We start from the raw sequence: 24,952 nt of genomic DNA, 5'->3' as shown, positions 1-24,952 counted from the left end.
GCCCTGGTCATGTCCGATACGCGGCGAAGCGATTTCGGGCGCATTCCGGGGCCTGAGGCCGCCGGGGTGCGTGCTAACATGCGCGCATGCAAGCACCTGCGTCTCCGTCTTCTTCGTCCGCTGCCGTATCCCGCAGCATGCCGCACAAGCTCGTGATCGCCTCGCGCGAAAGCCGGCTGGCGATGTGGCAGGCTGAACATGTACGTGCTGCGTTGCAACAATACTATCCCTCGTGCGATGTGTCCATTCTCGGCATGACGACAAGGGGTGATCAAATTCTCGACAAGTCCTTGTCCAAGGTAGGCGGCAAAGGGCTTTTCGTGAAAGAGCTGGAGGTGGCGATGGCCGAGGGCCGCGCCGACCTGGCCGTGCATTCGCTCAAGGATGTGCCGATGGAACTGCCCGCCGGCTTCACGCTCACCGCCGTGATGGAACGCGAAGACCCGCGCGATGCGCTGGTCTCGTCGCACTTCGCGTCGCTGGACGAGATGCCGCCCGGCACCGTGGTCGGCACGTCTAGCCTGCGCCGCGAAGCCGCGCTACGCACCCGCTATCCCCATCTGGTCATCAAGCCGCTGCGCGGCAACCTCGACACCCGTCTGCGCAAGCTGGACGCCGGTGAATTCGGCGCGATCATCCTGGCTGCGGCCGGGTTGAAGCGGCTGGGCCTGGGCGAGCGCATCCGCGCGCTGATCGAGCCAGAGGCCTCGCTGCCGGCGGCCGGGCAGGGCGCACTGGGTATCGAGATCCGTTCCGATCGACCCGAACTCGCCGCATGGCTGGCGCCGCTGAACCATACGCCGACGCTGCTGGCGGTGTCGGCCGAGCGCGCCGTGTCGCGCCGGCTGGGCGGTAGCTGCCAGGTGCCGCTGGGCGCCCATGCCCGCTGGCGTGGCGATGCCCTGCAACTCGACGCCTTCGTGGCCCTGCCAGACGGCAGCCGCGACATACGTGCGCATGCGGCCCGGGCGGTGGACACGCTGGAGGCGGCCGAGCAGCTCGGCGCATCGGTGGCCGGCGACCTGCTGGCGCGCGGTGCCGATGACGTGCTGGCGGCGCTTGCCGCGGCGGGTCCGACCTGAGGCGCGCGCGATGCCCCGCCCGACCGTCGTAGTTACGCGACCTGCCGGGCAGTCCCGGCAACTGACCGAGGCGCTCCAGTCCGCTGGACTGGACGTGCTCGGCTTCCCATTGCTCGCCATTGGCCCGCCCGCCGACGACGCCGCGCTGCGCGCAGCGCTGGCCCGGCTCGCCGACTATGCGCTGGTGGTCTTCGTCAGCCCCAATGCGGTCTCGTTCGCGCTCGATGCGCTGGCGAACGTGCAGAACGCGCCGGCGCTGCCGCAATGGCCGGCCCAGGTGCCGGTGGCGGTGGTCGGGCCGTCGAGCGTGGCGGCGCTGGCCGAACGCGGCATTGCCGCGCCTGCCTATCGCGTGGTGGCCCCGGCCGGGGCGCATGGCAACGCGGAAATCCACAATGAACCGGCGCGCTTCGATTCCGAGGCGCTCTGGTCCGAACTCGACACCTCGCCCGGCGCGTTCTCGAACCAGCGCGTGCTGATCGTACGGGGGAACGGCGGGCGCGACTGGCTCGGCGATCGCCTGCGCGATGCCGGCGCCACCGTCGACGCGGTGGAGGCATACAGCCGCACGCTGCCGGAGCCCACGTCCATGCAATGGCAGGCCGTGCGCGATAACCTGAAGCCGGGCGCGCCGCCCTGCGCGTGGCTGCTGACCAGTTCCGAAGCTGTGCGCAACCTCGACGCGCTGGCCCGGTTGCACCTGTCGCCGCAGGAACACGAGCGTCTGAAGCAGATGCAGTGCATTGCGCCGCATGCGAGAATTGCCGCGCAGGCGAACGCGCTGGGCTTCGCCCATGTGCTGCCCGCCGCGCCCGGCGACGCCGGCCTGCTGGCCGCCTGCACGCAGTGGGCCGATGCCCACGCGGGGCCGGCGGAGGCGCTGGTCCGCGCAGATTCATCCGACACCCCGGTGGTGGCCGTCGCTCCGACGCCAACCCCGCGCGCGCCGGTTCCAGATTCCCCGTCAACGAAGGTTGATCGCGTGACGCCAGACACTACGTCCTCCTCTTCTTCAGCCTCCGCAGCCGCTGCGGCATCGGCCCCGCCGCCGCATGTCGCGCCGCCTGCGGCTCCTGCCGCCAGTGCCCCCACCGCTGCGTTCGCACCGCGCCGCATGAACCCGTGGTGGATCGTCGCCGCCGTCATCGTGCTGGCCACCGCGGCCGGCTTCTGGTGGCTGCAACTGCGCGTGGAACATCTGACGCAGGAACTGGCGCGGCGCCAGCAGAACAACGACGCTCTGGTCCAGGAGACCCGGGTGCTGTCCCGCAACGCGCAGGAGACGGTCAAGGAACTCCAGGCCAAGGTCGGCGCGCTGGACGGCCAGGTGGTCGAGACCCGCGACAAGCAGGTGGCGCTCGAGCAGGTCTACCAGGACCTGATGCGCAACCGTGACGACTGGGAAATTGCCGAGATCCAGCAGTTGCTGACCAACGCCGGCCAGCAGCTCCAGCTCAGCGGCAACGTGCAGGTGGCGCTGGCCGCGCTGCAAAGCGCCGACGCGCGGCTCGCGCGGGCCGACAAGCCGCAGTACAACCAGCTGCGCCGGGCCTTGGCGCGCGACATCGCCCGCATGAAAGCCGTGCCGGATACGGACCTGACCGGCGCCGCGATCAAGCTCGATGAGTCGATCAACCAGATCGACGTGCTGCCGCTGCTGTCTGGCGAACGCATGCTCGACCGCACGCCCGGCGAGAACGGCAAGCCCGCCAGCGCGGCGCAAGCATCACAAAATACCCAGCCGACGCCCGAATCCGGCAACGCCTTCGTGCGGCTCTGGCACTACGTGCTGGCCGAAATGGGGCAGGTGATTCGCATCCGCAAGGTGGACGACGCCAACGCGCTGCTGCTCTCCGGCGACCAGGGCTGGTTCCTGCGCGAGAACGTGAAGCTGCGCCTGCTCAACGCGCGGCTGGCGCTGCTGTCGCGCAACGAGCCGGTGTTCCGCAATGACCTCGCCGCCGCCCAGGCGCTGATTTCACGATATTTCGATACCCGCTCGCGCCGCGTGCAGGGCGTGCTGACCCTGCTCAAGCAGGCGCAGGCCAGCGCGGTCTCCGTCTCGCTGCCGACCATGGCCGAGAGCCTTGGCGCGCTGCGTGCCCTGAAGAAGGAGTAGCCATGCGACTTCTGTTCTGGGTAGCGGTCCTGTTCGCCGGCGCCGTCGGGCTGGCGCTGTTCACGCAGTTCAACCACAGCAACGTGGTGCTGTTCTACCCGCCGTACCGGGTGGAAATGTCCCTGAATCTCACGCTGGCGCTGCTATTGCTGCTGTTCTTCGGGGTGTGGACGATCCTGACCACGTTCCGGCACCTCTCCGAGATGCCGCGCCGCGCAGCCGCTTACCGCGAACGCAGCCGCATGAGCAAGGCGCAGGCCGCGCTACGCGAGTCGATCGAAAACCTGTTTGCCGGACGTTTCGCCCGCGCCGAGCGCGCCGCGCGCGATGCCCAGGCGTGGCCGGAACAGGCGCAGACCGCCGCCCTCGTGGGCGCCCGGGCCGCGCACCGGATGCAGGAATCGGACCGCCGCGATGCCTGGATGGCGCAGGTCACGGACCCCGAGCGCGCTCAGGCGCGGTTGGTTTCCATGGCCGAACTGCTAGTCGATGCCCGTGACGCCGAGGGCGCGCTGGAAACCATCGCCCAATTGCAGTCGCAGGGCGGGCGGCAGATCCACGTGCAACGGATTGCGCTGCGTGCGCACCAGCATCTGAAGAACTGGACGGAGGTGCTGCGGCTGGCGCGCTCGCTGGAGAAGCGCAACGCGCTGCACCCGGTGCTGGCGCTGCGGCTCAAGCAGCTGGCGGTGGAGGCGATGCTCGACGAGCGTCGCCATGACGCGGAAGGGCTGTACCACTTCTGGCGCTCGCTGTCGCCCGATGAGCGGCACGCGGTGCGGATTGCCGAGCCGGCAGCGCGCTACTTCTCGGCGCTGGGCCGCCAGAACGAGGCGCGACGCATCGTCGAGGAAGCGCTCCGGGTCAACTGGGACAGCCGGCTCGTGCAGCGCTACGCCGAATGCGCCGAGCCGGGGAAGGCCCTGCCGCAGATCCAGCAGGCCGAGAAATGGCTGGCCGAACATCCGGCCGATGCGGATTTGTACTACACGCTGGGCGTGCTGTGCCTGGGCGAGCAGCTCTGGGGCAAGGCCCAATCGAACTTCGAGCGCGCGCTGAAGTATGCCAACCCGGAAACGCAAGGCCGGCTCCGCGTGCGCACGCATCTGGCGCTGGCCCGGCTGTTCGAGGAAACCGAGCGGCCCGAGGATGCCCAACGGCATTATCGGGAGAGTGCGATGTTGGCGGCCTGAGCCGACGGCTCGCCTCAGTCCTCGTCTTCGGCCAGTTTCGCCCGGGCGGCGGCCTTCGCCTTCGGCGTCTTCACCACCGCATAGCGGGCCAGCGTCTCCTGCCGGGCTACGTCGTGCTGCACGATCGGCCTCGGATAATTCTCACCCAGCTTCACGCCCGCCGCCGCCAGCACATCGTCTGGCGCGGTCCATGGCGCGTGGAGGTACTTGTCCGGCAAGTGCGTCAGTTCCGGCAGGTACTTGCGGATGAACTGCCCGTTCGGGTCGAACTTTTCCGATTGCGTGACCGGGTTGAAGATGCGGAAGTAGGGCTGCGCATCGCAGCCTGTGGACGCCGCCCATTGCCAGCCGCCGTTGTTGGCCGCGAAGTCGAAATCGTTGAGCTGATCGGCGAAATACTGCTCGCCGCGCCGCCAGTCCACGCCCAGATCCTTGACCAGGAAGCTCGCCGTCACCATCCGCAGCCGGTTGTGCATATAGCCGCTCTGGCGGATCTGGCGCATCGCCGCATCCACCAGCGGATAGCCGGTGGACGCCTCGCACCATGCCTGGAAATAGCGCTCGCCGGTCTGCGGGGCGACCCAGCGCAGGCCGTCGTACTCGGGGTGGAACGACTTGCTTTCGGCCACGCGCGGGTGGTGATGCAGGATCATGAAGTAGAAGTCGCGCCAGATCAGTTCCGAGAGCCATACCGCCGCCCCGGCGCTGGCGGCGCCGCCGCGCAGCACGGTCTCGTGGGCGGCGCGGGCGAGGGTGCGGATCGAGATCGTGCCGAAGCGCAGGTGCACGGACAGGTAGCTCGGCCCGCGCAGTGCCGGGAAGTCGCGGCGGTGGCCGTAGTCGCCGATCCGGTCCAGGAATTCGTCGAACAGCGCGTGGGCGCCGTCCGAGCCGGTGGGCATGGCGATCTCGGGCAGGTTGCTCGGCGCGAACCCCAGGTCGGCCAGCGTGGGCAGGTCCCGGCGATAGGGGGCCGGTACCGGCGCCAGTGCGTGGCGGTACTTATCCACAGGGTAGGGGCTCAGGTCGAATGGCTGCACCGTGCGCAGCCACGCGTTCTTGTAGGGCGTGAACACGGCGAACGGGGCGCCCTGGCCGTTCAGGACCTCGTCGGCCTCGAAGATGACCTGGTCCTTGAAGGTGAACAGCAGGCGGGAATCGGCGGCCAGCGCATCGCGCACGGCGGCATCCAGGGCGTTGGCGGACGGTTCGTAGTCGTGGTTGGCGAAGACTGCCTCGGCCTCGAGGGCGGCTGCGAGTTGCGGGATCGCCTCGCGGGCCTTGGCATCGCGCACGATCAGGCCGCCGCCCCACTGGCTCAGGGCCGCGTGCAGCGGAGCCAGCGAGCGCAGGATGAAGTCGACGCGCCGGTCGGCCTGGAGCCCTCGTTCCAGCAGGGGATCGAGGATCTCGCGGTCGAAGACGAACACGCACCATACCTGCCGGCAGTGCTTAAGGGCATAATGCAGCGCCGCGTGGTCGTCGGCGCGCAAGTCGCGCCGGAACCAGACCAGGCCGCGTTCGAACCGTTGTTCGATACGATACGGCGCGCGGCCGGCGGCATCCATCGATTGGGGCTGGGACGATCTTGGCATCGTCGTACCCTAACATATGGATACCCCGGCATCACATCCGCATTTCAGAGCATTCCCATGGCCATGACACTCGATCGAATTCTGCAATCCCAAGGCTTCGGCACGCGCCGTTATTGTGGCGACCTCTTGGCCGCCGGGCTCGTCGAGGTCAACGGCGAGCTATGCGAAGACCCCGGCGCACGCTTCGAGGTGGATGGCCTGCAACTGACCGTGGATGGCGAGGCGTGGCTGGCCTGCACCAAGGCCTACCTGATGCTCCACAAGCCCGCCGGCTATGAGTGTTCGCAGCGGCCGCGACACCACGAGAGCGTCTACAACCTGCTGCCGGTGCCGCTGCGTCAGCGCGAAGTGCAGGCCGTGGGCCGGCTCGACCACGACACCACGGGCCTGCTGTTGCTGACGGACGACGGCCAGTTCATCCACGCCCAGACCTCGCCCAAGCGCAAGGTGCCGAAGTTCTACGAGGTAACCACGGCCGAGCCCGTGACCGAGGCGCAGGCCGAGGCACTCCGCACCGGCGTGAAACTCGACGACGAACCGGCCCCGATCGCCGCCGAAGGCTGCGAGATCACCGGCGAACACAGCCTGCGGCTGACGCTGATCCAGGGCAAGTATCACCAGGTGAAACGCATGGTGGCAGCCGCCGGCAACCATGTGAGCGGGCTGCATCGGAGTGCCATCGGCCGCCTGCAGCTCGACCCGGTCCTGGCGCCGGGCGAATGGCGCTGGCTCACGGCGGACGACCTGGCCGCGCTGAAGCCGGCCGACTGACGGGCCGCATCGACGAACCCTCCGGTGACGGATGCTGCGCAGGCCGGCAGAAAGTTTCGGGCCGACCGGCAGCGATTTGATAAAATGCAGCCATGGCGACGCCCGAAGCTCCAATCAATCTCACGAATCAGTTCCTGATTGCCATGCCCGGCATGGCCGACCCGACTTTTTCGGGTTCCGTGGTCTACCTTTGCGAGCACAACGAACGCGGCGCGCTCGGCCTGGTCATCAACCGGCCGATCGACATCGACATGGCCACGCTGTTCGACAAGATCGATCTCAAGCTCGAAATCCAGCCTGTGGCCCATCAGCCTGTCTACTTCGGCGGCCCGGTGCAGACCGAGCGCGGCTTCGTGCTGCACGATCCGGTCGGTGTCTATGTGTCGTCGCTGGCGGTGCCGGGCGGGCTCGAGATGACCACCTCCAAGGACGTGCTCGAAGCCGTGGCCAACGGGAGCGGGCCGCACCGGTTCCTGCTCACGCTGGGCTATGCCGGCTGGGGCGCCGGGCAGTTGGAGGAAGAATTGAGTCGCAATGGCTGGCTGACCGTCCAGGCCGATCCCGAGATCATTTTCAGCGTGCCGCCCGAAGAGCGGTTCGCCGCCGCAGTGCGCCTGCTGGGCATAGATTTCACGATGCTCTCGGGCGAGGCGGGGCATGCCTGATCAGGCGGGGCGCGCGACGCCCCCGGACGGCACCGTCCTCGCCTTCGACTATGGCGAGAAAAAAATCGGCGTGGCGCTCGGTAATTTCATCACCCGGCAGGCCCGCGCGCTGACCATTCTTCCCAATGTGACCGTGGAAGGCCGCTTCGAGGCCGTGAGCGCGCTGGTGCGCGACTGGACGCCGGTGCAGTTCGTGGTGGGCATGCCGGTCAACCCCGAAGCCGGCCCCGACGATGCCGAACAAGCCTCCATGCGACTTGCGCGCCGCTTTGGCAACCAGTTGAACGGCCGCTTCGACCTGCCAGTGGCCTTCGTGGACGAGCGCTACAGCTCCCGCGCCGCCGCCATGGCTGGGGCGAAGCGCGGCGCGCTGGACGCCGAGGCCGCCCGCATCATCCTGCAACAGTATTTCGACGAGCTTCCGCTATGACCCAGACCTCCACTCCCGACGCCGAGGCGCTCTACCACGCGCTGCGCGACCAGGCCCAGGCGCTGATGCCGGCGGCCGAGCGCGCCAACTGGTCCGTGGCCGGCATCTACTCCGGCGGCGCCTGGATTGCCGAGCGCCTGGCAGCGGACCTGAAGCTCGACAGCCATGGCGTGATCAACGTGGCCTTCCACCGCGACGACTACGCCAAGAAGGGCCTGCACAGCCAGGCCGAGCCGACCACGCTGCCGTTCGACGTGCAGGACCGCAACATCCTGCTGATTGACGACGTGCTGGCCACCGGCCGCACGATTCGGGCCGCCGTGAACGAATTGTTCGACTACGGCCGCCCGGGGCGTGTGGCGCTGGTGGTGCTGGCCGACCGCGGCGGGCGCAACCTGCCGATTGCCGCCGACTTTGCCGCGGCCACCATCGAACTGCCCCAAGACAAGACCCTGGTGCTGTCCCGCCAGGGCGAGGGTGCCGCCACGCGCTTCGCCTTCGCCACCGAAGCCCGTGCCTGACCGCCGCCCCCGACCCTTAACTCCGCAAGCCACCCAGACCGACCCTGCCCGCGCCCGACCTGCCATGACCAAGATGTTCCGCAACCCGCAGCTGACCAAGAATGGCGAGCTGAAGCACCTGTTGTCGATCGAGGGGCTGTCGCGTGACATGATCACGCACATCCTCGACACCGCCAGCCAGTTCGTCTCGCTCTCCGACTCGGACCGCGACGTGAAGAAGGTGCCGCTGCTGCGCGGCAAGAGCGTGTTCAACCTGTTCTTCGAGAACTCCACACGCACGCGCACCACGTTCGAGATTGCCGCCAAGCGGCTCTCCGCCGACGTGCTGAACCTGAACATCAACGCGTCTTCCACCAGCAAGGGCGAATCGCTGCTGGACACGATCAACAACCTCTCGGCGATGTCCGCCGACATGTTCGTCGTGCGCCACGCCAGCTCGGGCGCGCCGTACCTGATCGCCGAGCACGTGGCGCCGCACGTCCACGTGATCAACGCCGGCGACGGCCGCCATGCACACCCGACGCAGGGTTTGCTGGATATGTACACAATTCGTCACTTCAAGAAGGATTTCACCAACCTGACGGTGGCGATCATCGGCGACATCCTGCATTCGCGGGTGGCGCGCTCGGACATCCACGCGCTGACCACGCTCGGCGTGCCGGAAGTGCGCGCGATCGGGCCGCGCACGCTGCTGCCGTCCGGGCTGGAGCAGATGGGCGTGCGCGTCTTCCACAACATGGAAGAGGGCCTGAAGGGCGTGGACGTGGTGATCATGCTGCGTCTGCAGAACGAGCGGATGAGCGGCGCGCTGCTGCCGTCCGCGCAGGAGTACTTCAAGGCGTACGGGATGACGCCGGAGCGGCTGGCGCTGGCCAAGCCCGATGCCATCGTCATGCACCCGGGACCGATGAACCGCGGCGTGGAGATCGACTCCGCCGTGGCCGATGGCTCCCAATCGGTGATCCTGAACCAGGTGACCTTCGGCATCGCCGTGCGCATGGCCGTCATGGGCATCGTCGCCGGTAACAACGACTAAGACGCGCCTCCCAGAACAACCGAACGCCAAGCGACAGAACATGAAGATTCACATCCAGGGTGGCCGCCTGATCGACCCGGCCGCGAACCTCGACGCCGAGCAAGACCTGTTTATCGCCGCCGGCAAGGTCGTCGGCGTGGGCCGCGCACCGGCCGATTTCAACGCCAACAAGACCATCGACGCCCGCGGGCTGATCGTCTGCCCGGGGCTGGTGGACCTCTCCGCGCGGCTGCGTGAACCGGGCTACGAGTACAAGGCGACGCTGGAATCCGAAGTGGCCGCCGCCACCGCCGGCGGCGTGACCAGCCTGGTCTGCCCGCCCGACACCGATCCGGTGCTGGACGAGCCGGGCCTCGTAGAAATGCTGAAGTTCCGCGCCCGCACGCTCAACCAGACCCACGTCTACCCGCTGGGCGCGCTGACGCTGGGCCTCAAGGGCGAGATCCTGACCGAGATGGGCCAGTTGACCGAGGCCGGCTGCGTTGGCTTCAGCCAGGCCGAGATGCCGATCCGCAATACCCAGGTGCTGCTGCGCGCGATGCAGTACGCGCAGACCTTCGGCTACACGGTGTGGCTGCGTCCCGAGGACCCGTTCCTCGGCGGCGGGGTGGCGGCGAGTGGCGCGGTGGCGTCGCGGCTGGGCCTCTCGGGCGTGTCGGTGATCGCCGAGACCGTGCGCCTGCATACGATCTTCGAACTGATGCGCACCACGGGCGCGCGCGTGCACCTGTGCCGGCTGTCGTCGGCTGCCGGCCTGGAACTGGTGCGGCAGGCGCGCAAGGAAGGGCTGAGGGTGTCGTGCGACGTGAACATGCACCATGTGGCGCTGACGGACGTGGACATCGGCTTCTTCAATAGCCAGATGCGCTTCTCGCCGCCGCTGCGCAGTGCGCGGGACCGGGATGCCATCATCGCCGCGCTGGCCGATGGCACCATCGACGCGCTGTGCTCGGACCATACCCCAGTGGACGATGACGAGAAGCTGCTGCCGTTCGACGAGGCCTCACCCGGCGCCACCGGCCTGGAACTGCTGCTGCCGCTGACGCTGCGCTGGGCCAACGAGCACAAGGTGCCGCTGGTGAAGGCGCTGGCGCGCATCACCAGTGAGCCGGCCCGCGTGATTGGCCTCGGTGCCGGCACGCTGGCCACCGGCAGCGCGGCAGACGTCTGCGTGTTCGACCCGAAACAGGTGTGGAAGGTGGAGCGTAGCGCGCTGAAGAGCCAGGGCAAGAACTCGCCGTGGCTCGGCTACGAGATGGAAGGGCGCGTGCGCATGACGCTGGTCGGTGGCCAGATCGTGCACGAAGCGCGCTGATCAGCACGGATCTTAGTCGATCAATATCATCCGAGAGCCCTTACGATGATCTGGTTACGCAAGACGCGCCTCATCCTGCTGATGCTGCGCGGCATGCTGATCTGCGCCACGGTGTTCCCGTGGGCGAGTGTGGCGATGCGCGAGCGGCTGATCCGCAACTGGTCGCGCAAGCTGCTGAAGCTGTGTGGCGTGGAAGTGGAGGTGCAGGGTTTGGCGCCCGGCCAGCCCGCGCCGCGTGGCGCGATGATGGTTGCGAATCACATCTCCTGGCTCGACATCTATGTGATCCATAGCTGGCATCCCGCACGCTTCGTGGCGAAGTCCGAGATCCGTAGCTGGCCACTCGTCGGCTGGCTATGCGAGAAGACCGGCACGATCTTCATCGAGCGTGGACGCAAAAGGGACGCGCACCGGGTGCTCCATCACATCACCGAGGTGATGCGCGACGGTGACTTGGTGTGCGTGTTCCCGGAGGGGACGACGACGGATGGGACGGAGGTGCTGCCGTTCCATGCCAATCTGATGCAGGCCCCAGTGGCGGGCGGGCTGCCGGTGCAACCGGTGGGGCTGCGGTATCTGGACGCAGCCACCGGCGAACCGACGGCGGCGCCGGCCTATATCGGCGATTTGTCGCTGCTGGACTCGCTCGACATGATATTGCGGTCGCCGCCGATCAAGGCGCGGCTGACGCTTGGGCCGCAGCTGATGGCGCAGTCGGCGAGTCGGCGGGAATTGGCGGAGTCGGCGCGGGAAGTGGTTGTTCACCTCGCACAGGGGACGCCGGAGGCTGCCATCGCCGTGGCCGACCGGCTTCACCAGCCCGCGCCGGCACTGGCGCCGGTGTCCGCTGCCATGAACTGAGGTTCACGGCTTCCCCGCTGGCGCGGGGCTGACGGACTCAGGCGAGCGGATCAGAATACTGCGGGCAATCGACCTGGACGATGGTCCGGTCCGCCGGATCGGATGCGAGTCGGGCGGCCGTCAGCTTGCCACCCCAGACACAACCGGTATCGAGCGCCATGAGGTTGGGCCGCGTCATCAGTCCGAGCGTGGACCAGTGTCCGCAGACCACGGTGACATCGGCGGTACGGCGGCCGGGCACATCGAACCAGGGCATGACGCCGTTTGGCGCGCCGCCCGGACCTTCCTTGGTTTTGAGATCCATGACCCCGTCCGCGGAACAGAAGCGGAGGCGGGTGAGGGCGTTCACGACCACGCGGTGGCGGTGGATGCCGGTCAGGTCGTCTTGCCAGCGGTCCGCGGCGTTGCCGAAGACGTTGCCAAGGAAGTCTTCCCAGTTGGGGCCTTGCAATTCCGCTTCCACTTCGCGCGCGAGATCGACGACCTGCGTCGCGGTCCATTGCGGCAGCACGCCGGCGTGGACGATCAGGAAGTCATTCTCCAGGATCGCTAGCGGCTGATGGCGCAGCCATGTGAGTAAGTCATCACAATCGGGGGCGGCGAGGATGTCGTCCAAGGTGTCCGATTTGCTCTTCTTGCGCACCCCGGCAGCGACGGCAAGCAGATGGATGTCGTGGTTGCCCAGCACGGTCCGAGCACGCGGCGCCATGTCCTTGACCATGCGAAGGGTTTGTAGCGAAGCCGGGCCGCGATTGACGAGGTCGCCGGCGAAGCGAAGGGGGGCCTCCCCCGGAAGTTGAGCGAGAAGCGGCGCTAGGGACTGAGCACAGCCCTGCGGATCGCCAATGGCGAACGGGACCGGCGTTGGGTTGGGGAGTTTGGGCATCTTTGCAGGTTGTCCGGAAATTAAGAAGTGCTCGCATTTCCGCGTAATCGTTTTCGCCGAAGGTTACAAGAGGCTACAAAAAGTTGAGGATTGGGCCAGAGCGGCAGGAGTTGCTCAGATAGAATACCGTCACCTCCACAAGGACTAAGCAATCCGCCATCCTGAAAGGGATGAGGCGGTGCCCCGGCTGTTGCCGGACACTCGCAACATATCGATAGGCAGGAGCAAGGTTTTGTCGCACATAATGATTACGGGCGGAGCAGGGTTTATCGGCGCCAATTTTGTCCTCGATTGGCTCAGTGAGCCTGCCGCAGACAGTGTTGTCAACGTCGATAAGCTGACCTACGCCGGCAATCTTAAGTCCCTCGCTGTGCTGGCAGACGATTCCCGCCATATTTTTTCCCGCACGGACATCTGCGACCGGGCAGCACTCGATGCGCTGCTGGCCGAGTATCGTCCGCGCGCGGTCTTGCATTTTGCTGCGGAAAGCCATGTGGATCGCTCCATTCACGGGCCGGCCGATTTTGTCCAGACGAATATCGTCGGCACATTTACCCTGCTCGAAGCGGTGCGGACTTACTGGTCCCGGCTCGATGTAGAGGCGCGGGCGGGGTTCCGCTTCCTGCATGTCTCCACGGACGAAGTCTTCGGCTCGCTCGGCCCCGGTGATCCCCAGTTCTCCGAATCCACAGCCTATGCGCCGAATAGTCCTTATTCGGCCTCCAAGGCCGCGTCGGACCATCTGGTGCGCGCGTATCACCATACGTACGGCCTGCCGGTGTTGACCACCAATTGTTCGAATAATTACGGCCCTTACCATTTTCCGGAGAAGCTGATTCCGCTGATTATCGCCAATGCACTGGCGGGGAAGGTTCTCCCAGTATATGGCGATGGTCAGAATGTCCGCGACTGGCTCTACGTGCGCGACCATTGCTCCGCAATCCGCGAGGTGCTGACGCGGGGCCGACTTGGCGACACTTATAACGTCGGCGGCTGGAACGAAAAAACCAATCTCCAAGTCGTCCATACGATTTGCGACTTGCTCGACGAACTGAAGCCGCGAGCGAGCGGTTCCTATCGCGATCAGATTGCGTTCGTGAAAGACCGGCCAGGCCATGACCGACGTTATGCGATCGACGCGCGCAAACTGGAGCGGGAGCTCGGCTGGAAACCTGCGGAGACCTTCGAAAGCGGATTGCGAAAGACCGTACAGTGGTATCTCGACAATCAGGACTGGGCGCAGGACGTGATGTCGGGCGAGTACCGATCGTGGGTGGCGATGCAATATGCCACGTAAGGCACATCGTGCTCGCGTGGTTCTTGTAACGGGAAGCAACGGGCAGGTCGGTTTCGAGTTGCGCCGAAGTATGGCGGTACTTGGCCATGTGATAGCGGTGGATCGTGCCGCCTGCGATCTGGCCGATGCCGATGCGCTGCAGGCGCTTGTCCGCACGGTGCGTCCGGACGTGATCGTGAACGCCGCAGCCTATACGGCGGTCGACGATGCCGAGACGGACGAGACGCGAGCCTTCGCCGTGAACGCCGCGGCCCCGGGCGTACTGGCGATACAAGCGAAGGCGCTCGGCAGCCTGTTCGTGCATTACTCTACCGACTACGTCTTCGATGGCGCCGCCGACCGGCCCTATGTCGAATCGGATGCGCCGAATCCCTTGTCCGTCTATGGCCGCAGCAAGCTAGCCGGCGAACAGGCCGTCGCCGAGTCCGGCGCAAGAGCTATCGTGCTGCGGACCTCGTGGGTGGCGGGTGCGCATGGCAAAAATTTCGCCCGGAGCATCTTGAAAGCGGCAGCCGAGCGGGATCGGATGGAAGTCATTGCCGACTGTTTCGGCGCACCGACCACGGCAGCGCTCGTGGCGGATGCGACCGCGCATGTCGTGGCGAGGCTTTGGGGGCAGCGCGGGGCTGAGGCCGCGCACGGTGGCGTGTGGCACCTGGCGGCCGCCGGCGAGACGTCGTGGCACGGCTATGCCAGAGAAGTGGTCCGCTATGCGCTGGCGCGGGGCGCGGCGTTGCGGCTGAAGCCCGAAGACATTGCCGCAATTCCAACCTCGGCCTGGCCGCAGCGGGCGCGGCGCCCGGCCAACAGCCGGTTAAACACCGATAAGTTGTGTGAGACGTTTGACATTCATCTTCCGGAGTGGCGGCACGGCGTGCACTACCTGATCGATCAGATACTTTCCTGAACTGGACCATGCGCAAAGGCATAATTCTGGCCGGCGGCTCCGGCACGCGGCTCTACCCGATTACGTTGTCGGTGTCGAAGCAGTTGCTGCCCGTCTTCGACAAGCCGATGATCTACTACCCGCTTTCCACGCTGATGCTGGCGGGGATCCGGGACATCCTGATAATCTCGACGCCCGAAGATACGCCGCGCTTTGCAGAGATGTTGGGCGATGGCAGCAAATGGGGCCTGAGCCTGCAGTATGCGGTGCAATCGTCGCCGGATGGGCTTGCGCAAGCGTTCCTGATCGGCCGTGACTTCGTTGGCAATAATCCTTCGACGCTGATTCTCGGCGACAACATTTTCCACGGCCACGCGCTGATCCGGCAACTCAAGGACGTGACCGCTCGGGAGCGCGGTGCGACCGTGTTCGCCTATCACGTCCACGATCCGGAGCGCTACGGCGTGGTCGAGTTCGATGACCAGTTTCGCGCGTTGTCGCTGGAAGAGAAGCCTGTCCGCCCGCGCTCAAATTATGCCGTGACCGGGTTGTACTTCTATGACAACCAAGTCTGCGATATTGCCGCCGAAATCCGTCCGTCGCCCCGCGGTGAACTGGAAATCACCGATATCAACAAGCGATATCTGGAGTTGTCGCAGCTCGAAGTTGAAGTGCTAGGCCGGGGCTACGCGTGGCTCGATACCGGCACGTATGATTCGCTGCTCGAGGCCGCCAGCTTCATCGCCACGGTGCAGAAGCGGCAGGGGCTCATGGTTGCGTGTCCGGAGGAGATCGCGTTCCGCAACAAGTGGATTGGCGCCGAGGCCGTCGAGCAGATGGCAAATGCCCTGTCGAAGAACTCTTACGGCGCATATCTCCACGGCCTGATCTCGGAAAAATCCCGATGAGTGAGCAACCGGCCCTCCTGGCCACGCCAACCTCGATTCCGGATGTCCTGATCGTGGCGCCGCGGGTGCGCCGAGACGCGCGCGGACATTTCATGGAAAGTTTCAACGCGAAGGTGTTCGAGCAGGTGACAGGCATCCGGCGAGAGTTCGTGCAGGACAACGTGACGCGCTCCTTCAGGCACGTATTGCGGGGCCTGCACTATCAGACGCGCAGGCCGCAGGGCAAGCTGGTACGGGTGACTGCCGGGGAGGTGTTCGACGTGGCCGTGGACCTGCGCCGCGAATCGCCTACGTTCCGGCAGTGGGTGGGAGTGATCCTGTCCGCGGACAATTTCCTCCAACTCTGGGTGCCCGAGGGCTTCGCACATGGTTTCATGGTGATGTCGGATTATGCCGACGTGCATTACAAGATGACGGATTACTACGATCCTCAGTTCGAGGTCGCGATTGCCTGGAACGATGCCGACGTTGGCATCGACTGGCCGGCCACGGAAGCCCCGATCCTGCATGCCCGCGATGCGGCCGCGCCGCCGCTGCGGGATGCCGAGAATCCGTTCTGAGGGAAACCGTGACAGAAGAGTGCCTGCGACAGCATGGTGATTGCCATGACGCACTCGTGAGGGACGAGAGCCATGCGCTGTCGGGCCGCCGCGTCCTTCTCTTCTGCGCCAACACGGCGTGGTCGATGGTCCGCTTCCGGCACGGTCTGCTGGAAGACCTGATCCGTGACGGCTACGAAGTGCATGTGGTGGCGCCGGAAGATAGCGAGGTCCCTGCGCTGCTCGCCATGGGCTGCCGGTTCCATCCGATGGCGATGTCGGCCCAGGGACGCAACCCGATCCAGGACCTCCGCCTCGTAGGGGCACTGCTGGCGCTGTATCGGCGGGTGCGACCGGCGTTGATTTTTCATTACACCATCAAGCCGAACATCTACGGCTCTATGGCGGCGCGGCTGGCCGGCATCCGTTCAATCGCGGTAACTACCGGGCTGGGCTATGTGTTCATCAACCGCGGGATCGTTTCCGTGTTGAGCAAGCTGCTTTACCGCCTTGCACTTCGGTTTTCGGGGCAGGTGTGGTTCCTGAACCAGGAAGACCGCATGGCGTTCGAGTCCGCTGGGCTGGTGGACGGCAGGAAGTGCACGGTTTTACCGGGCGAGGGCATCGACCTGGACTTTTTCGCGCCGCCGGCGCAGCCGGACGAGCCGGCGCCGGACCAGTTTCGATTTCTGTTGATCGCCCGGATGCTATGGGACAAGGGCATCGGCGAGTACGTGGAGGCGGCGCGTGCATTGAGGGCGCGCCATGCGCACATGCGCTTCCTGCTGGTGGGTCCGCCCGGGGGAGAGAACCCGAGCGCGATCGCCCAGCGGCAGGTCGATGCCTGGGTAGCGGAGGGGGTGATCGAGTATCTTGGCGTCGCGCGCGATATCCGACCCGTGATCGGCGCAGCGCACTGCGTGGTGTTGCCGTCGTACCGGGAGGGGATTCCCCGGGCCCTGCTCGAGGCGGCCGCAATGGGCCGCCCAGTGATTGCCACGGCGGTGCCTGGTTGCAAGGATGTCGTGGATCATGGCGAGACAGGCCTGCTCTGCCGCGCACGCGATGCCGCGGATTTGGAGGCCAAGATGGAAGAGATGCAGCAACGGGACCTTGATGCCTGGCGCCGCATGGGCAACGCCGGGCGGGCCAAGATGGCATCGAGCTTCGACGAGCGTTATGTCATCGCGCACTATCGGAAGGTCATTCGCGCCCTAGTCTAGCGGCACGGGCGGCACAACGGGCACGACGAGTGCAGATAAATTCGCTTCATGCATGAAGTGAATTTATCTGCACGGCCTTTATGTTAAAGTTTCATGTTATCGGGAAGCCGAAGTCGGCGATTGCTATGACATTTGTTCCTGTGATTCTTTCGGGCGGAGCCGGTACGCGACTCTGGCCGGTATCGCGCGAGCTGCACCCCAAGCCGTTCATTCGGCTTTCGGACGCGCAGAGCCTGCTGCAGAAGACATTTCTGCGGGCCACCGCGTTGCCGGATGTCGCCGAGGTTCTCACGGTGACGAACCGCGACCTGTTTTTCAAGACGGAGGACGAGTACCGCGAGGTTAACGCGCAGGGCGTGGCGACGTCCTACATTCTTGAGCCGTTCGGACGCAACACAGCGGCGGCGATCGCTGCCGCCGCGCTCGACGTGGCGGAGCGCCATGGCGACGATGCAATCCTGCTGATCCTGGCCGCCGACCATGTCATTCGCGACCAGGAAGCGTTCGGCGTTGCGATTGCCAGCGCGCGCGCGCTGGCCGCGAAAGGTGCACTAGTCACGCTCGGCATCCATCCCGACGGGCCTGAAACCGGCTATGGCTATATCGAGGCCGATGGGTCCGCCGTGCGCCGCTTTGTAGAAAAGCCATCTCACGAAAAGGCCGTGGAATATTGCGCCAGCGGTCACTATTACTGGAACGCCGGCATCTTCTGCTTTACCGTCGGGACCGCGCTGAAGGAATTGGAAGCCCATGCCCCGGACGTCCTGCACGCGGTGCGCGAATGCATGAACCGGTCGAAGCAGCTACGCGGCGAACACCTGATCCAGCGAACGTTGGACGCCGTGGCGTTCGAACAGGTGCCGAACATTTCGATCGACTACGCGCTGATGGAGAAATCTTCGTCCGTGGCAGTCGTGCCCTGCGAGATCGGCTGGAGCGACGTGGGCTCTTGGAGCGCCATCAGCGACCTGTCCAGCGCAGACGACTGCGGCAACCGCGTGGAGGGGGAGGCGCTGCTGCACGATTCGTCGAATTGCTATGTGCGCAGCGAGGACCGTCTGGTCAGCCTCGTGGGTGCCACCGACCTCATCGTCGTGGACACTGCCGACGCCTTGCTGATCGTGGACAAGACGCGTGCGCAGGACGTCAAGGAAATCGTCCGGCAACTTAATTCCCAAGGCCATGCCGCCAGCCGCATCCACCGTAAGGTGCACCGCCCATGGGGCACGTATACCGTGCTTGAGGGCGGTTCCCGCTTCAAGATCAAGCGGATCGAGGTGAAGCCCGGTGCTTCGCTGTCGCTACAGATGCACTATCACCGCAGCGAGCATTGGATCGTCGTGAGCGGCATGGCCAAGGTGATCAACGGTGAACGGGAATTGCTGGTCAACACCAACGAATCCACCTATATTCCGGCCGGCAACCGTCATCGGCTCGAGAATCCCGGCAAACTGCCGCTCGTCATGATTGAAGTTCAGTGCGGGGACTACCTGGAGGAGGACGACATCGTCCGCTTCGAGGATTCTTACGGCCGCGCTTAAAGACAATACAGGATACGCAATGAAGAAGGTCGCCCTTATTACAGGCATCACCGGTCAGGACGGCGCCTACCTCGCAGAACTGCTGCTCGAGAAAGGCTACGAGGTGCATGGCATTAAGCGCCGCGCCTCGCTGTTCAATACCGACCGCATCGATCATCTGTATCAGGACCCGCACATCGATCAGCGGAATTTCATCCTCCATTACGGCGATCTGACGGATTCCACGAACCTGATCCGCATCATCCAGCAAGTACAGCCGGACGAACTGTACAATCTTGGCGCGCAGTCGCACGTGGCCGTATCGTTCGATAGCCCGGAGTACACCGCCAACAGCGATGCGCTTGGGACCCTGCGCCTGCTGGAAGCGATCCGTATTCTGGGCCTCGAGAAGAAGACGCGTTTCTACCAGGCATCCACATCGGAACTCTACGGTCTGGTGCAGGAGATACCGCAGAAGGAAACCACGCCGTTTTACCCGCGCTCGCCCTATGCCGTGGCCAAGCTCTATGGCTACTGGATCACGGTGAATTACCGCGAGTCGTACGGCATGTACGCGTGCAACGGCATCCTATTCAACCATGAGTCGCCGCTGCGCGGCGAGACGTTCGTCACCCGCAAGATCACGCGCGCCATCAGCCGTATCGCGCTGGGGCTGCAGGACTGCCTCTACCTTGGCAACCTGAACAGCCTGCGCGACTGGGGCCACGCGCGCGACTATGTAGAAATGCAGTGGATGATGCTGCAGCAGGAAAATCCCGAAGACTTCGTCATCGCCACCGGTGTGCAGTACTCGGTGCGTGACTTCGTGCGCGTGGCCGCCGCTGAGCTTGGCATCGTCATGCGCTTCGAAGGCGAGGGCGTAGACGAAGTGGGTATTGTGGACAGCGTGGACGCGCAAAAGGCAACCGCCGCCGGGATCAGGGTCGCTGCGGGAGAGACCGTCGTGCGCGTGGATCCGCGCTACTTCCGTCCGTCGGAAGTTGAAACGCTGCTCGGTGACCCCACCAAGGCGCGCCAAAAGCTCGGCTGGACGCCGCGCACCACCTTCGCCGAACTGGTCAGCGAAATGGTGGCCGCCGATTTCGATCTGGCGCGGCGCGACAGCCTCGTCAAGGAAGCCGGCTTCAAGGCATTCAATTATCACGAGTGAAGACGGCCATGCAAGCTCACGACAAGATCTATGTTGCCGGCCATCGCGGCTTGGCGGGCTCGGCGATCGTGCGGCGGCTGCGCGCCTCCGGCTACGACAACCTGCTGTTCCGTACTCACGCGGAACTCGACTTGACCGACCAGGCTGCCGTCGATGCTTTCTTCGCTGCGGAACGTCCAGAGTATGTGTTCCTGGCCGCGGCCAAGGTTGGAGGTATTCATGCCAACAACGCCTATCCGGCCGAGTTCATCCGCGACAACCTCGCTATCCAGACCAACGTCATCCATTCGGCTTGGCAGCACGGCGCCACCAAGCTGCTGTTTCTCGGCTCGTCTTGCATCTACCCGAAGTTCGCGCCGCAGCCGATGCCGGAGAGCTGTCTGCTGACCGGCGAGCTGGAGCCCACGAACGAGTGGTACGCAGTGGCCAAGATCGCCGGCATCAAGATGTGCCAAGCCTATCGGCGCCAGTATGGGTTCGATGCAATCTCGGCAATGCCGACGAATCTTTACGGGCCCGGCGACAACTTTGATCTGCAAAACTCTCACGTGCTTCCTGCGCTGCTGCGTAAGTTCCACGAAGCGAAGGCGGCCGGAGACGAAGAGGTGGTGATGTGGGGGACGGGCACGCCTCGCCGCGAGTTCATGCACGCCGACGACCTGGGCGATGCACTGACATTTTTAATGCAGCAATACTCGGACGAGGGCATCGTCAACGTTGGGGTTGGGGCTGATGTGACAATTCGCGAGCTGGGCGAAATCATCCGGAACGTGACGGGATACCAAGGACGTATTGTTCAGGACCTTGGCAAGCCAGATGGCACGCCACGTAAGCTGATGAATACAGATCGCCTCAGCTCGTTGGGCTGGCGTGCGCGCATTGAACTAAAAGACGGGGTAGCAGCCACCTATCAGTGGTTCCTGGATCACTACAACAAATAGCCTTTTGGCTCAGGGAAAAATGTTTCATGACCCTGCGCCGAAGGGATGGACTGCAGTTTGTGGGAAATTGGATGAGTGCGAGCGACAACATAACCGTCCTGGCCAATGGCCGGTCTGCAAAAGACTATTGGACGGATTTCTTCATGCATCGCGAGTTGCTTTACTTCCTCGCGTGGCGCGACATTCTGGTCCGCTACAAGCAGACGCTCATCGGCGCGGGTTGGGTCTTGATTCGCCCGTTGCTGACAATGCTGGTCTTTACCGTGGTCTTTGGCAAGATCGCGGGTTTGTCGTCGGGGCCGATTCCATACTCGCTTGTGGTGTTCGCGGGCATGCTGCCATGGTATTTCTTTTCGAGTTCCCTGACAGATTGTAGTAATAGTCTGGTAACTAATGCCCAGCTACTATCGAAAGTTTATTTTCCACGCCTGATCGTGCCGTTCAGCACGATGCTGGTCAGTCTGGTCGACTTCACGATTTCCGGGGTTCTGCTGGTCGGCCTTATGCTCTGGTTCGGGCACTGGCCCGACTGGCATATGCTATTCCTTCCGTTCTTCGTTGTTCTGGCGGCCACATTCTCGATGGGACTAGGACTTTGGGCCGCAGCCCTGAACGTGCGGTATCGGGATTTCCGTCACCTCATTCCGTTTTTCCTGCAACTAGGCATCTATGTTTCACCGGTCGGCTACTCCGCGGAGCTGATTCCCGAGAAGTGGCGTCTGTTGTATTCGCTCAACCCGATGGTGGGAATCATTGCCGGTTTCCGTTGGAGTATTCTTGGCGGGGATACACAGCTTTACTGGCCGAGCGTTGTAATAGCCGCGTTCGCGGGAGTGTTGCTGACTTTCACCGGGATTCGCTATTTTCGAAAAGCCGAAGCCAGTTTTGCGGATGTGATCTGAACCATGACAGCTGCAATCAAGGTAGAAGACCTTTCAAAGAAGTATCTGATTAACCATCTGGTTGGCAATCAGCCTCGCTCGATTCGAGAGGCCTTGGGCCGTAAGCTTGCAAGAGTGCTTCCATTTGGCGCCGGACATGCGCGCAATGCCGTGATGGATGAAGGCGAATCGACAACCACAGAAGAATTCTGGGCGCTGCGTGACGTCTCCTTCGAAATCAAGGAAGGCGAGCGCATTGCCGTGATCGGCGGGAATGGGGCGGGAAAATCCACGCTGCTGAAGATCCTGAGCCGCATCACCGAACCGACTCGAGGACAGGTCACCATTCGCGGTAAGGTTTCCAGCCTGCTCGAGGTCGGTACAGGGTTCCACCCGGAATTGACCGGCAGGGAGAATATCTTTCTGAATGGCGCCATCCTCGGGATGCCGCGGGCCGAGATCCTGCGTAAGTTCGACCAGATTGTGGGTTTCTCGGGCGTCGAGAAATTTATCGATACGCCAGTGAAGTACTATTCGAGCGGCATGTATGTCCGGCTCGCGTTTTCAGTATCCGCGTGGCTGGATCCGGATATCTTGATCGTTGACGAGGTCCTGTCCGTGGGCGATCAGGCTTTCCAGAAGCGGTGCATGGATAGGATGCGCGAACTGACCGGATCTGGCCGCACTGTGCTGTTCGTCAGTCATAGCATGGCCGCGGTGAAGTCGATGTGCGAGAAGGCGTTGTATTTGAAGAAGGGCGAGGTTGTTTCGTTTTCGCCTGTCGAGGATGCCGCCACAGCGTACGTTCGCACCCTCGCTGATGAAACGGAGACAGGGGCTTGGCATAAGGCACAATTCCAGTTTCCGGACCCCGATATCAATGTGCAGATCGATTGCGCGGACTACGTGACGTGTCTGGGGGGCGGCATTCGGGATCACGACGGCAAGGAAACCGCCCACCTCGACATCGACAAGCCGTTCAGCATTGCATTGCGATATCGCGTCAACAAGGATGTGCCGTATAGGGTTGTTCCCAACTTCCACTTCTACGATGAGTCTGGAGGGCGCGTGTTCATTGCATTCCCAGAAGCCACGCCGCCAAATATGGCTGGTGAGTATGAAGTGGTCTGTCATATCGATCCCTTTCAGTTCAATACGGGCCGCTTTAATCTCATGCCCGCCCTAAGCAGCTACGAGCTTGAGAATCCGCTGCATTTTGCGTTGGAGAACGCGTTGCGTTTCGAGGTCTACGAGCCGGGGTTGATCGATCCGCGCCGCCATGGCTGGACCGGCGGACTCCCGGGTGTTTCCCGGCCGCGTTTGAAATGGGATTGTCACAAGCTCTGAGGGCGCCGTACGCATGTTTAGAAAAATCCTGGGAACACTTCGCGGTAGAGAGTCAAATACGAACCCTGCGCTTGCGGGCGAAGTACGCGACCATATCAGCGAAGGACGCCGCTCCTTCGCGCAAGCCGGCGAGGACATGATTGTCGACTTCGTCTTTCGGGCCATTGGCATCGACATGCCAAGCTATCTCGATATCGGTGCTCACCATCCCACTCGGCTCAGCAATACACATTTCTTTTACACCCAGGGTTGCCGTGGCGTAAATGTCGAGCCGGATCCGGATCTGTTCGACGCGTTCCTTGTGGAGCGTCCTGAAGACGTTAACCTCAATGTCGGGATTGGTGAGGGGAGCGTGTCGGCGTTGCCGTTTCATGTAATGTCTACGCGAACCTTGAACACGTTTTCAAGTGCGGAAGCGGCCAGGTACGAGGGCACGGGCTTACATCGTGTCGAGAAGATTATCGAGGTGCCGGTCGTCAGCATCAACACGGTCATCGAGACCCATTTCGGTGCGTCATCGCCTGATTTTGTGTCTGTCGACGTGGAAGGTCTGGACATTGAGATTGTCAAGAGCCTTGACCTAAAGCGGTTCAGGCCAGCCGTGATTTGCGTGGAAACATTGACATTCAGTGAAACCCGCGAGGAAGAGAAGATCCCGGAAATTGGCGACTATCTTGCCGCGCAGGGCTATTTCGCCTACGCAGATACCTATATCAACACGCTGTTCGTCGATCGGGCGCGGTGGAAGGGCAATTGACTGCCGTCGTTATTCAATGCGTTGGCGTCGGGATGAAGGAAGATGAAGAAAATGATGTCCAAAATGGCTGCATCCGTGCAGCGATTGCTGTTGAAGGCAGTCACGTATTCCGCGGAACGCGGTGTCCGGATGCAGCCGGAAGATGTTGTACCGCTCTTGGCGACTTTGGTGAAGGCTCAACCGGGCCTTGCTGCTTCGGTGGGCCAGCAACTCGCTTCCGATGACGCCGGGCAGGCGCAAGCGCTGTTGCAAGGCGTGCTTGGCGATCCCGGTAATCGCGCGGCCGCGCGGGAGGACATGGACCAACTCATCAATTTTTCGGCGTACTGGCGCGATGATTGGGTCGCGAGGAAAGCCGCAGAGATGCCGACGGGCGCGCGCGTGCTGGACGCCGGGGCAGGCCAGTGCCGCTACAAACCGTTATTCGCGCATACGGCTTACAAGGCGCAAGATTTCGCACAGTACCAAGGTAGCGTGGACGGACCGCTGCGGGAAACTTGGGACTACGGCGCCATCGATTACGTCTGCGACATCACGAATATCCCGGTTGATACAGGGGTGTTCGATGTGGTGCTCTGTACGGAGGTACTGGAGCATGTACCTGATCCCATTAGTGCATTGCGTGAACTTGTCCGGGTCACGACCTCCGGCGGGCGCCTGCTATTGACAGCACCGCTGGGCAGTGGCATCCATCAGGAGCCCTATCATTTCTATGGCGGATTTTCGCCATATTTCTACGAGCGTTACCTCGCCGACTTTGGTTGCGAGATCGTTGAAATTAAGCCGCTGGGCGGATTGCTGCGCCACGTGGCCCAGGAGGTACATCGTGCCGGGCGGACACTGACCGAACTGCAAAACGGGGTGACGCCGGCGCAGTCCTATGTGCTGATGGACTGGCTGCCAAGGCTACTGAGCCAAGCAGAGAATGACTGCCTAATCGAGCAGTTTACAGTTGGTTATATGGTCGAAGCGCGAAAGCTTCCCATCGCTTAGTCGGATTACAGTTCA

The 24,952-nt window shown here is 63.6% G+C and carries 24 protein-coding genes; 22 read left to right on the top strand and 2 right to left on the bottom strand.

The genetic code is table 11. The features are described from left to right. Window positions 1–86 precede the first annotated feature (86 nt). From hemC to AC1DEL_RS06360, 3 genes are read left to right on the top strand one after another with little or no spacing between them, the layout of a single operon-like run. Window positions 87–1,082 (top strand): hydroxymethylbilane synthase, encoded by a 996-nt coding sequence (gene hemC, locus AC1DEL_RS06370; RefSeq protein WP_441590683.1) that lies wholly within the window; start codon window positions 87–89, stop codon window positions 1,080–1,082. Window positions 1,083–1,092: 10 nt separating this feature from the next. Next, complete coding sequence (gene hemDX, locus AC1DEL_RS06365) at window positions 1,093–3,201, top strand: fused uroporphyrinogen-III synthase HemD/membrane protein HemX (RefSeq protein ID WP_477125439.1); 2,109 nt, start codon at window positions 1,093–1,095, stop codon at window positions 3,199–3,201. 2 nt (window positions 3,202–3,203) lie between these two features. Beyond that, on the top strand, window positions 3,204–4,394 hold the full coding sequence (locus tag AC1DEL_RS06360) for a heme biosynthesis HemY N-terminal domain-containing protein (RefSeq protein ID WP_477125440.1): 1,191 nt from the start codon (window positions 3,204–3,206) through the stop codon (window positions 4,392–4,394). 14 nt (window positions 4,395–4,408) lie between these two features. Here the strand turns inward: AC1DEL_RS06360 and AC1DEL_RS06355 are convergent, their stop codons facing one another. Beyond that, the gene (locus AC1DEL_RS06355; protein WP_477125441.1) at window positions 4,409–5,989 is read right to left on the bottom strand and encodes a cryptochrome/photolyase family protein; all 1,581 of its coding nucleotides are present in this window, start codon (window positions 5,987–5,989) and stop codon (window positions 4,409–4,411) included. Window positions 5,990–6,052: 63 nt separating this feature from the next. Here AC1DEL_RS06355 and AC1DEL_RS06350 point away from each other — a divergent pair, with 63 nt between their 5' ends. The 7 genes from AC1DEL_RS06350 (at window position 6,053) to AC1DEL_RS06320 (ending at window position 11,588) form a co-directional block, all read left to right on the top strand. Next, the gene (locus tag AC1DEL_RS06350) at window positions 6,053–6,760 is read left to right on the top strand and encodes a pseudouridine synthase (protein ID WP_477125442.1); all 708 of its coding nucleotides are present in this window, start codon (window positions 6,053–6,055) and stop codon (window positions 6,758–6,760) included. 92 nt (window positions 6,761–6,852) lie between these two features. Then, window positions 6,853–7,425, top strand: coding sequence for a YqgE/AlgH family protein (locus tag AC1DEL_RS06345; RefSeq protein ID WP_092290645.1), 573 nt, complete (start codon window positions 6,853–6,855; stop codon window positions 7,423–7,425). Continuing rightward, window positions 7,418–7,855, top strand: a complete 438-nt coding sequence (gene ruvX / locus AC1DEL_RS06340; protein ID WP_092290643.1) for a Holliday junction resolvase RuvX — start codon at window positions 7,418–7,420, stop codon at window positions 7,853–7,855. Before AC1DEL_RS06345 ends, ruvX begins: the two co-directional genes overlap by 8 nt. Then, a complete protein-coding gene (gene pyrR / locus AC1DEL_RS06335; RefSeq protein ID WP_092290641.1) occupies window positions 7,852–8,376 on the top strand; it encodes a bifunctional pyr operon transcriptional regulator/uracil phosphoribosyltransferase PyrR in 525 nt (174 codons plus the stop codon). Before ruvX ends, pyrR begins: the two co-directional genes overlap by 4 nt. Before the next feature lie 64 nt (window positions 8,377–8,440). Further along, a complete protein-coding gene (locus AC1DEL_RS06330) occupies window positions 8,441–9,412 on the top strand; it encodes an aspartate carbamoyltransferase catalytic subunit (RefSeq protein WP_477125443.1) in 972 nt (323 codons plus the stop codon). 40 nt (window positions 9,413–9,452) lie between these two features. Continuing rightward, complete coding sequence (locus tag AC1DEL_RS06325) at window positions 9,453–10,727, top strand: dihydroorotase (protein WP_092290637.1); 1,275 nt, start codon at window positions 9,453–9,455, stop codon at window positions 10,725–10,727. Between the two features lie 45 nt (window positions 10,728–10,772). Continuing rightward, window positions 10,773–11,588: a lysophospholipid acyltransferase family protein gene (locus tag AC1DEL_RS06320; RefSeq protein WP_441645156.1), complete on the top strand. Its 816-nt coding sequence runs from the start codon at window positions 10,773–10,775 to the stop codon at window positions 11,586–11,588. Between the two features lie 37 nt (window positions 11,589–11,625). On the opposite strand, the gene AC1DEL_RS06315 is transcribed toward AC1DEL_RS06320, so the two are convergent. Further along, on the bottom strand, window positions 11,626–12,474 hold the full coding sequence (locus tag AC1DEL_RS06315; RefSeq protein WP_477109793.1) for a symmetrical bis(5'-nucleosyl)-tetraphosphatase: 849 nt from the start codon (window positions 12,472–12,474) through the stop codon (window positions 11,626–11,628). A 232-nt stretch (window positions 12,475–12,706) separates the two neighbouring features. On the opposite strand from AC1DEL_RS06315, the gene rfbB reads away from it, so the two are divergent. From rfbB to AC1DEL_RS06255, 12 genes are all read left to right on the top strand, one after another. Beyond that, a complete protein-coding gene (gene rfbB / locus AC1DEL_RS06310) occupies window positions 12,707–13,771 on the top strand; it encodes a dTDP-glucose 4,6-dehydratase (RefSeq protein WP_477125444.1) in 1,065 nt (354 codons plus the stop codon). Further along, entirely contained in the window at window positions 13,761–14,678 is a 918-nt protein-coding gene (gene rfbD / locus AC1DEL_RS06305) for a dTDP-4-dehydrorhamnose reductase (protein WP_477125445.1), read from the top strand. The genes rfbB and rfbD overlap by 11 nt, the downstream gene beginning before the upstream one ends. An 8-nt stretch (window positions 14,679–14,686) precedes the next feature. Then, a complete protein-coding gene (gene rfbA, locus AC1DEL_RS06300) occupies window positions 14,687–15,565 on the top strand; it encodes a glucose-1-phosphate thymidylyltransferase RfbA (protein WP_441645160.1) in 879 nt (292 codons plus the stop codon). Then, window positions 15,562–16,125, top strand: coding sequence for a dTDP-4-dehydrorhamnose 3,5-epimerase (rfbC, locus tag AC1DEL_RS06295; protein ID WP_441645161.1), 564 nt, complete (start codon window positions 15,562–15,564; stop codon window positions 16,123–16,125). The genes rfbA and rfbC overlap by 4 nt, the downstream gene beginning before the upstream one ends. A gap of 125 nt (window positions 16,126–16,250) precedes the next feature. Continuing rightward, window positions 16,251–17,327, top strand: coding sequence for a glycosyltransferase family 4 protein (locus AC1DEL_RS06290; RefSeq protein WP_477109962.1), 1,077 nt, complete (start codon window positions 16,251–16,253; stop codon window positions 17,325–17,327). A 125-nt stretch (window positions 17,328–17,452) separates the two neighbouring features. Beyond that, on the top strand, window positions 17,453–18,868 hold the full coding sequence (locus AC1DEL_RS06285) for a mannose-1-phosphate guanylyltransferase/mannose-6-phosphate isomerase (RefSeq protein WP_477109794.1): 1,416 nt from the start codon (window positions 17,453–17,455) through the stop codon (window positions 18,866–18,868). A gap of 19 nt (window positions 18,869–18,887) precedes the next feature. Further along, window positions 18,888–20,018, top strand: a complete 1,131-nt coding sequence (gene gmd / locus AC1DEL_RS06280; protein WP_477109795.1) for a GDP-mannose 4,6-dehydratase — start codon at window positions 18,888–18,890, stop codon at window positions 20,016–20,018. Between the two features lie 8 nt (window positions 20,019–20,026). Further along, a complete protein-coding gene (gene fcl, locus AC1DEL_RS06275; protein ID WP_441645164.1) occupies window positions 20,027–20,959 on the top strand; it encodes a GDP-L-fucose synthase in 933 nt (310 codons plus the stop codon). A gap of 26 nt (window positions 20,960–20,985) precedes the next feature. Continuing rightward, window positions 20,986–21,861 carry an ABC transporter permease gene (locus AC1DEL_RS06270; RefSeq protein ID WP_441645165.1) on the top strand — a complete coding sequence of 292 codons (876 nt, stop codon included), beginning with the start codon at window positions 20,986–20,988 and terminating at the stop codon, window positions 21,859–21,861. 3 nt (window positions 21,862–21,864) lie between these two features. Continuing rightward, window positions 21,865–23,187 (top strand): ABC transporter ATP-binding protein, encoded by a 1,323-nt coding sequence (locus AC1DEL_RS06265; RefSeq protein WP_441645166.1) that lies wholly within the window; start codon window positions 21,865–21,867, stop codon window positions 23,185–23,187. A gap of 13 nt (window positions 23,188–23,200) precedes the next feature. After that, window positions 23,201–23,944, top strand: coding sequence for an FkbM family methyltransferase (locus tag AC1DEL_RS06260; RefSeq protein WP_477125446.1), 744 nt, complete (start codon window positions 23,201–23,203; stop codon window positions 23,942–23,944). A gap of 42 nt (window positions 23,945–23,986) precedes the next feature. Then, window positions 23,987–24,937, top strand: coding sequence for a class I SAM-dependent methyltransferase (locus tag AC1DEL_RS06255; protein WP_477125447.1), 951 nt, complete (start codon window positions 23,987–23,989; stop codon window positions 24,935–24,937). Window positions 24,938–24,952: the final 15 nt, after the last annotated feature.

The organism is Cupriavidus sp. 10L43_2, assembly GCF_056395265.1.
This window is presented reverse-complemented; position numbering and strand designations above follow the sequence as displayed.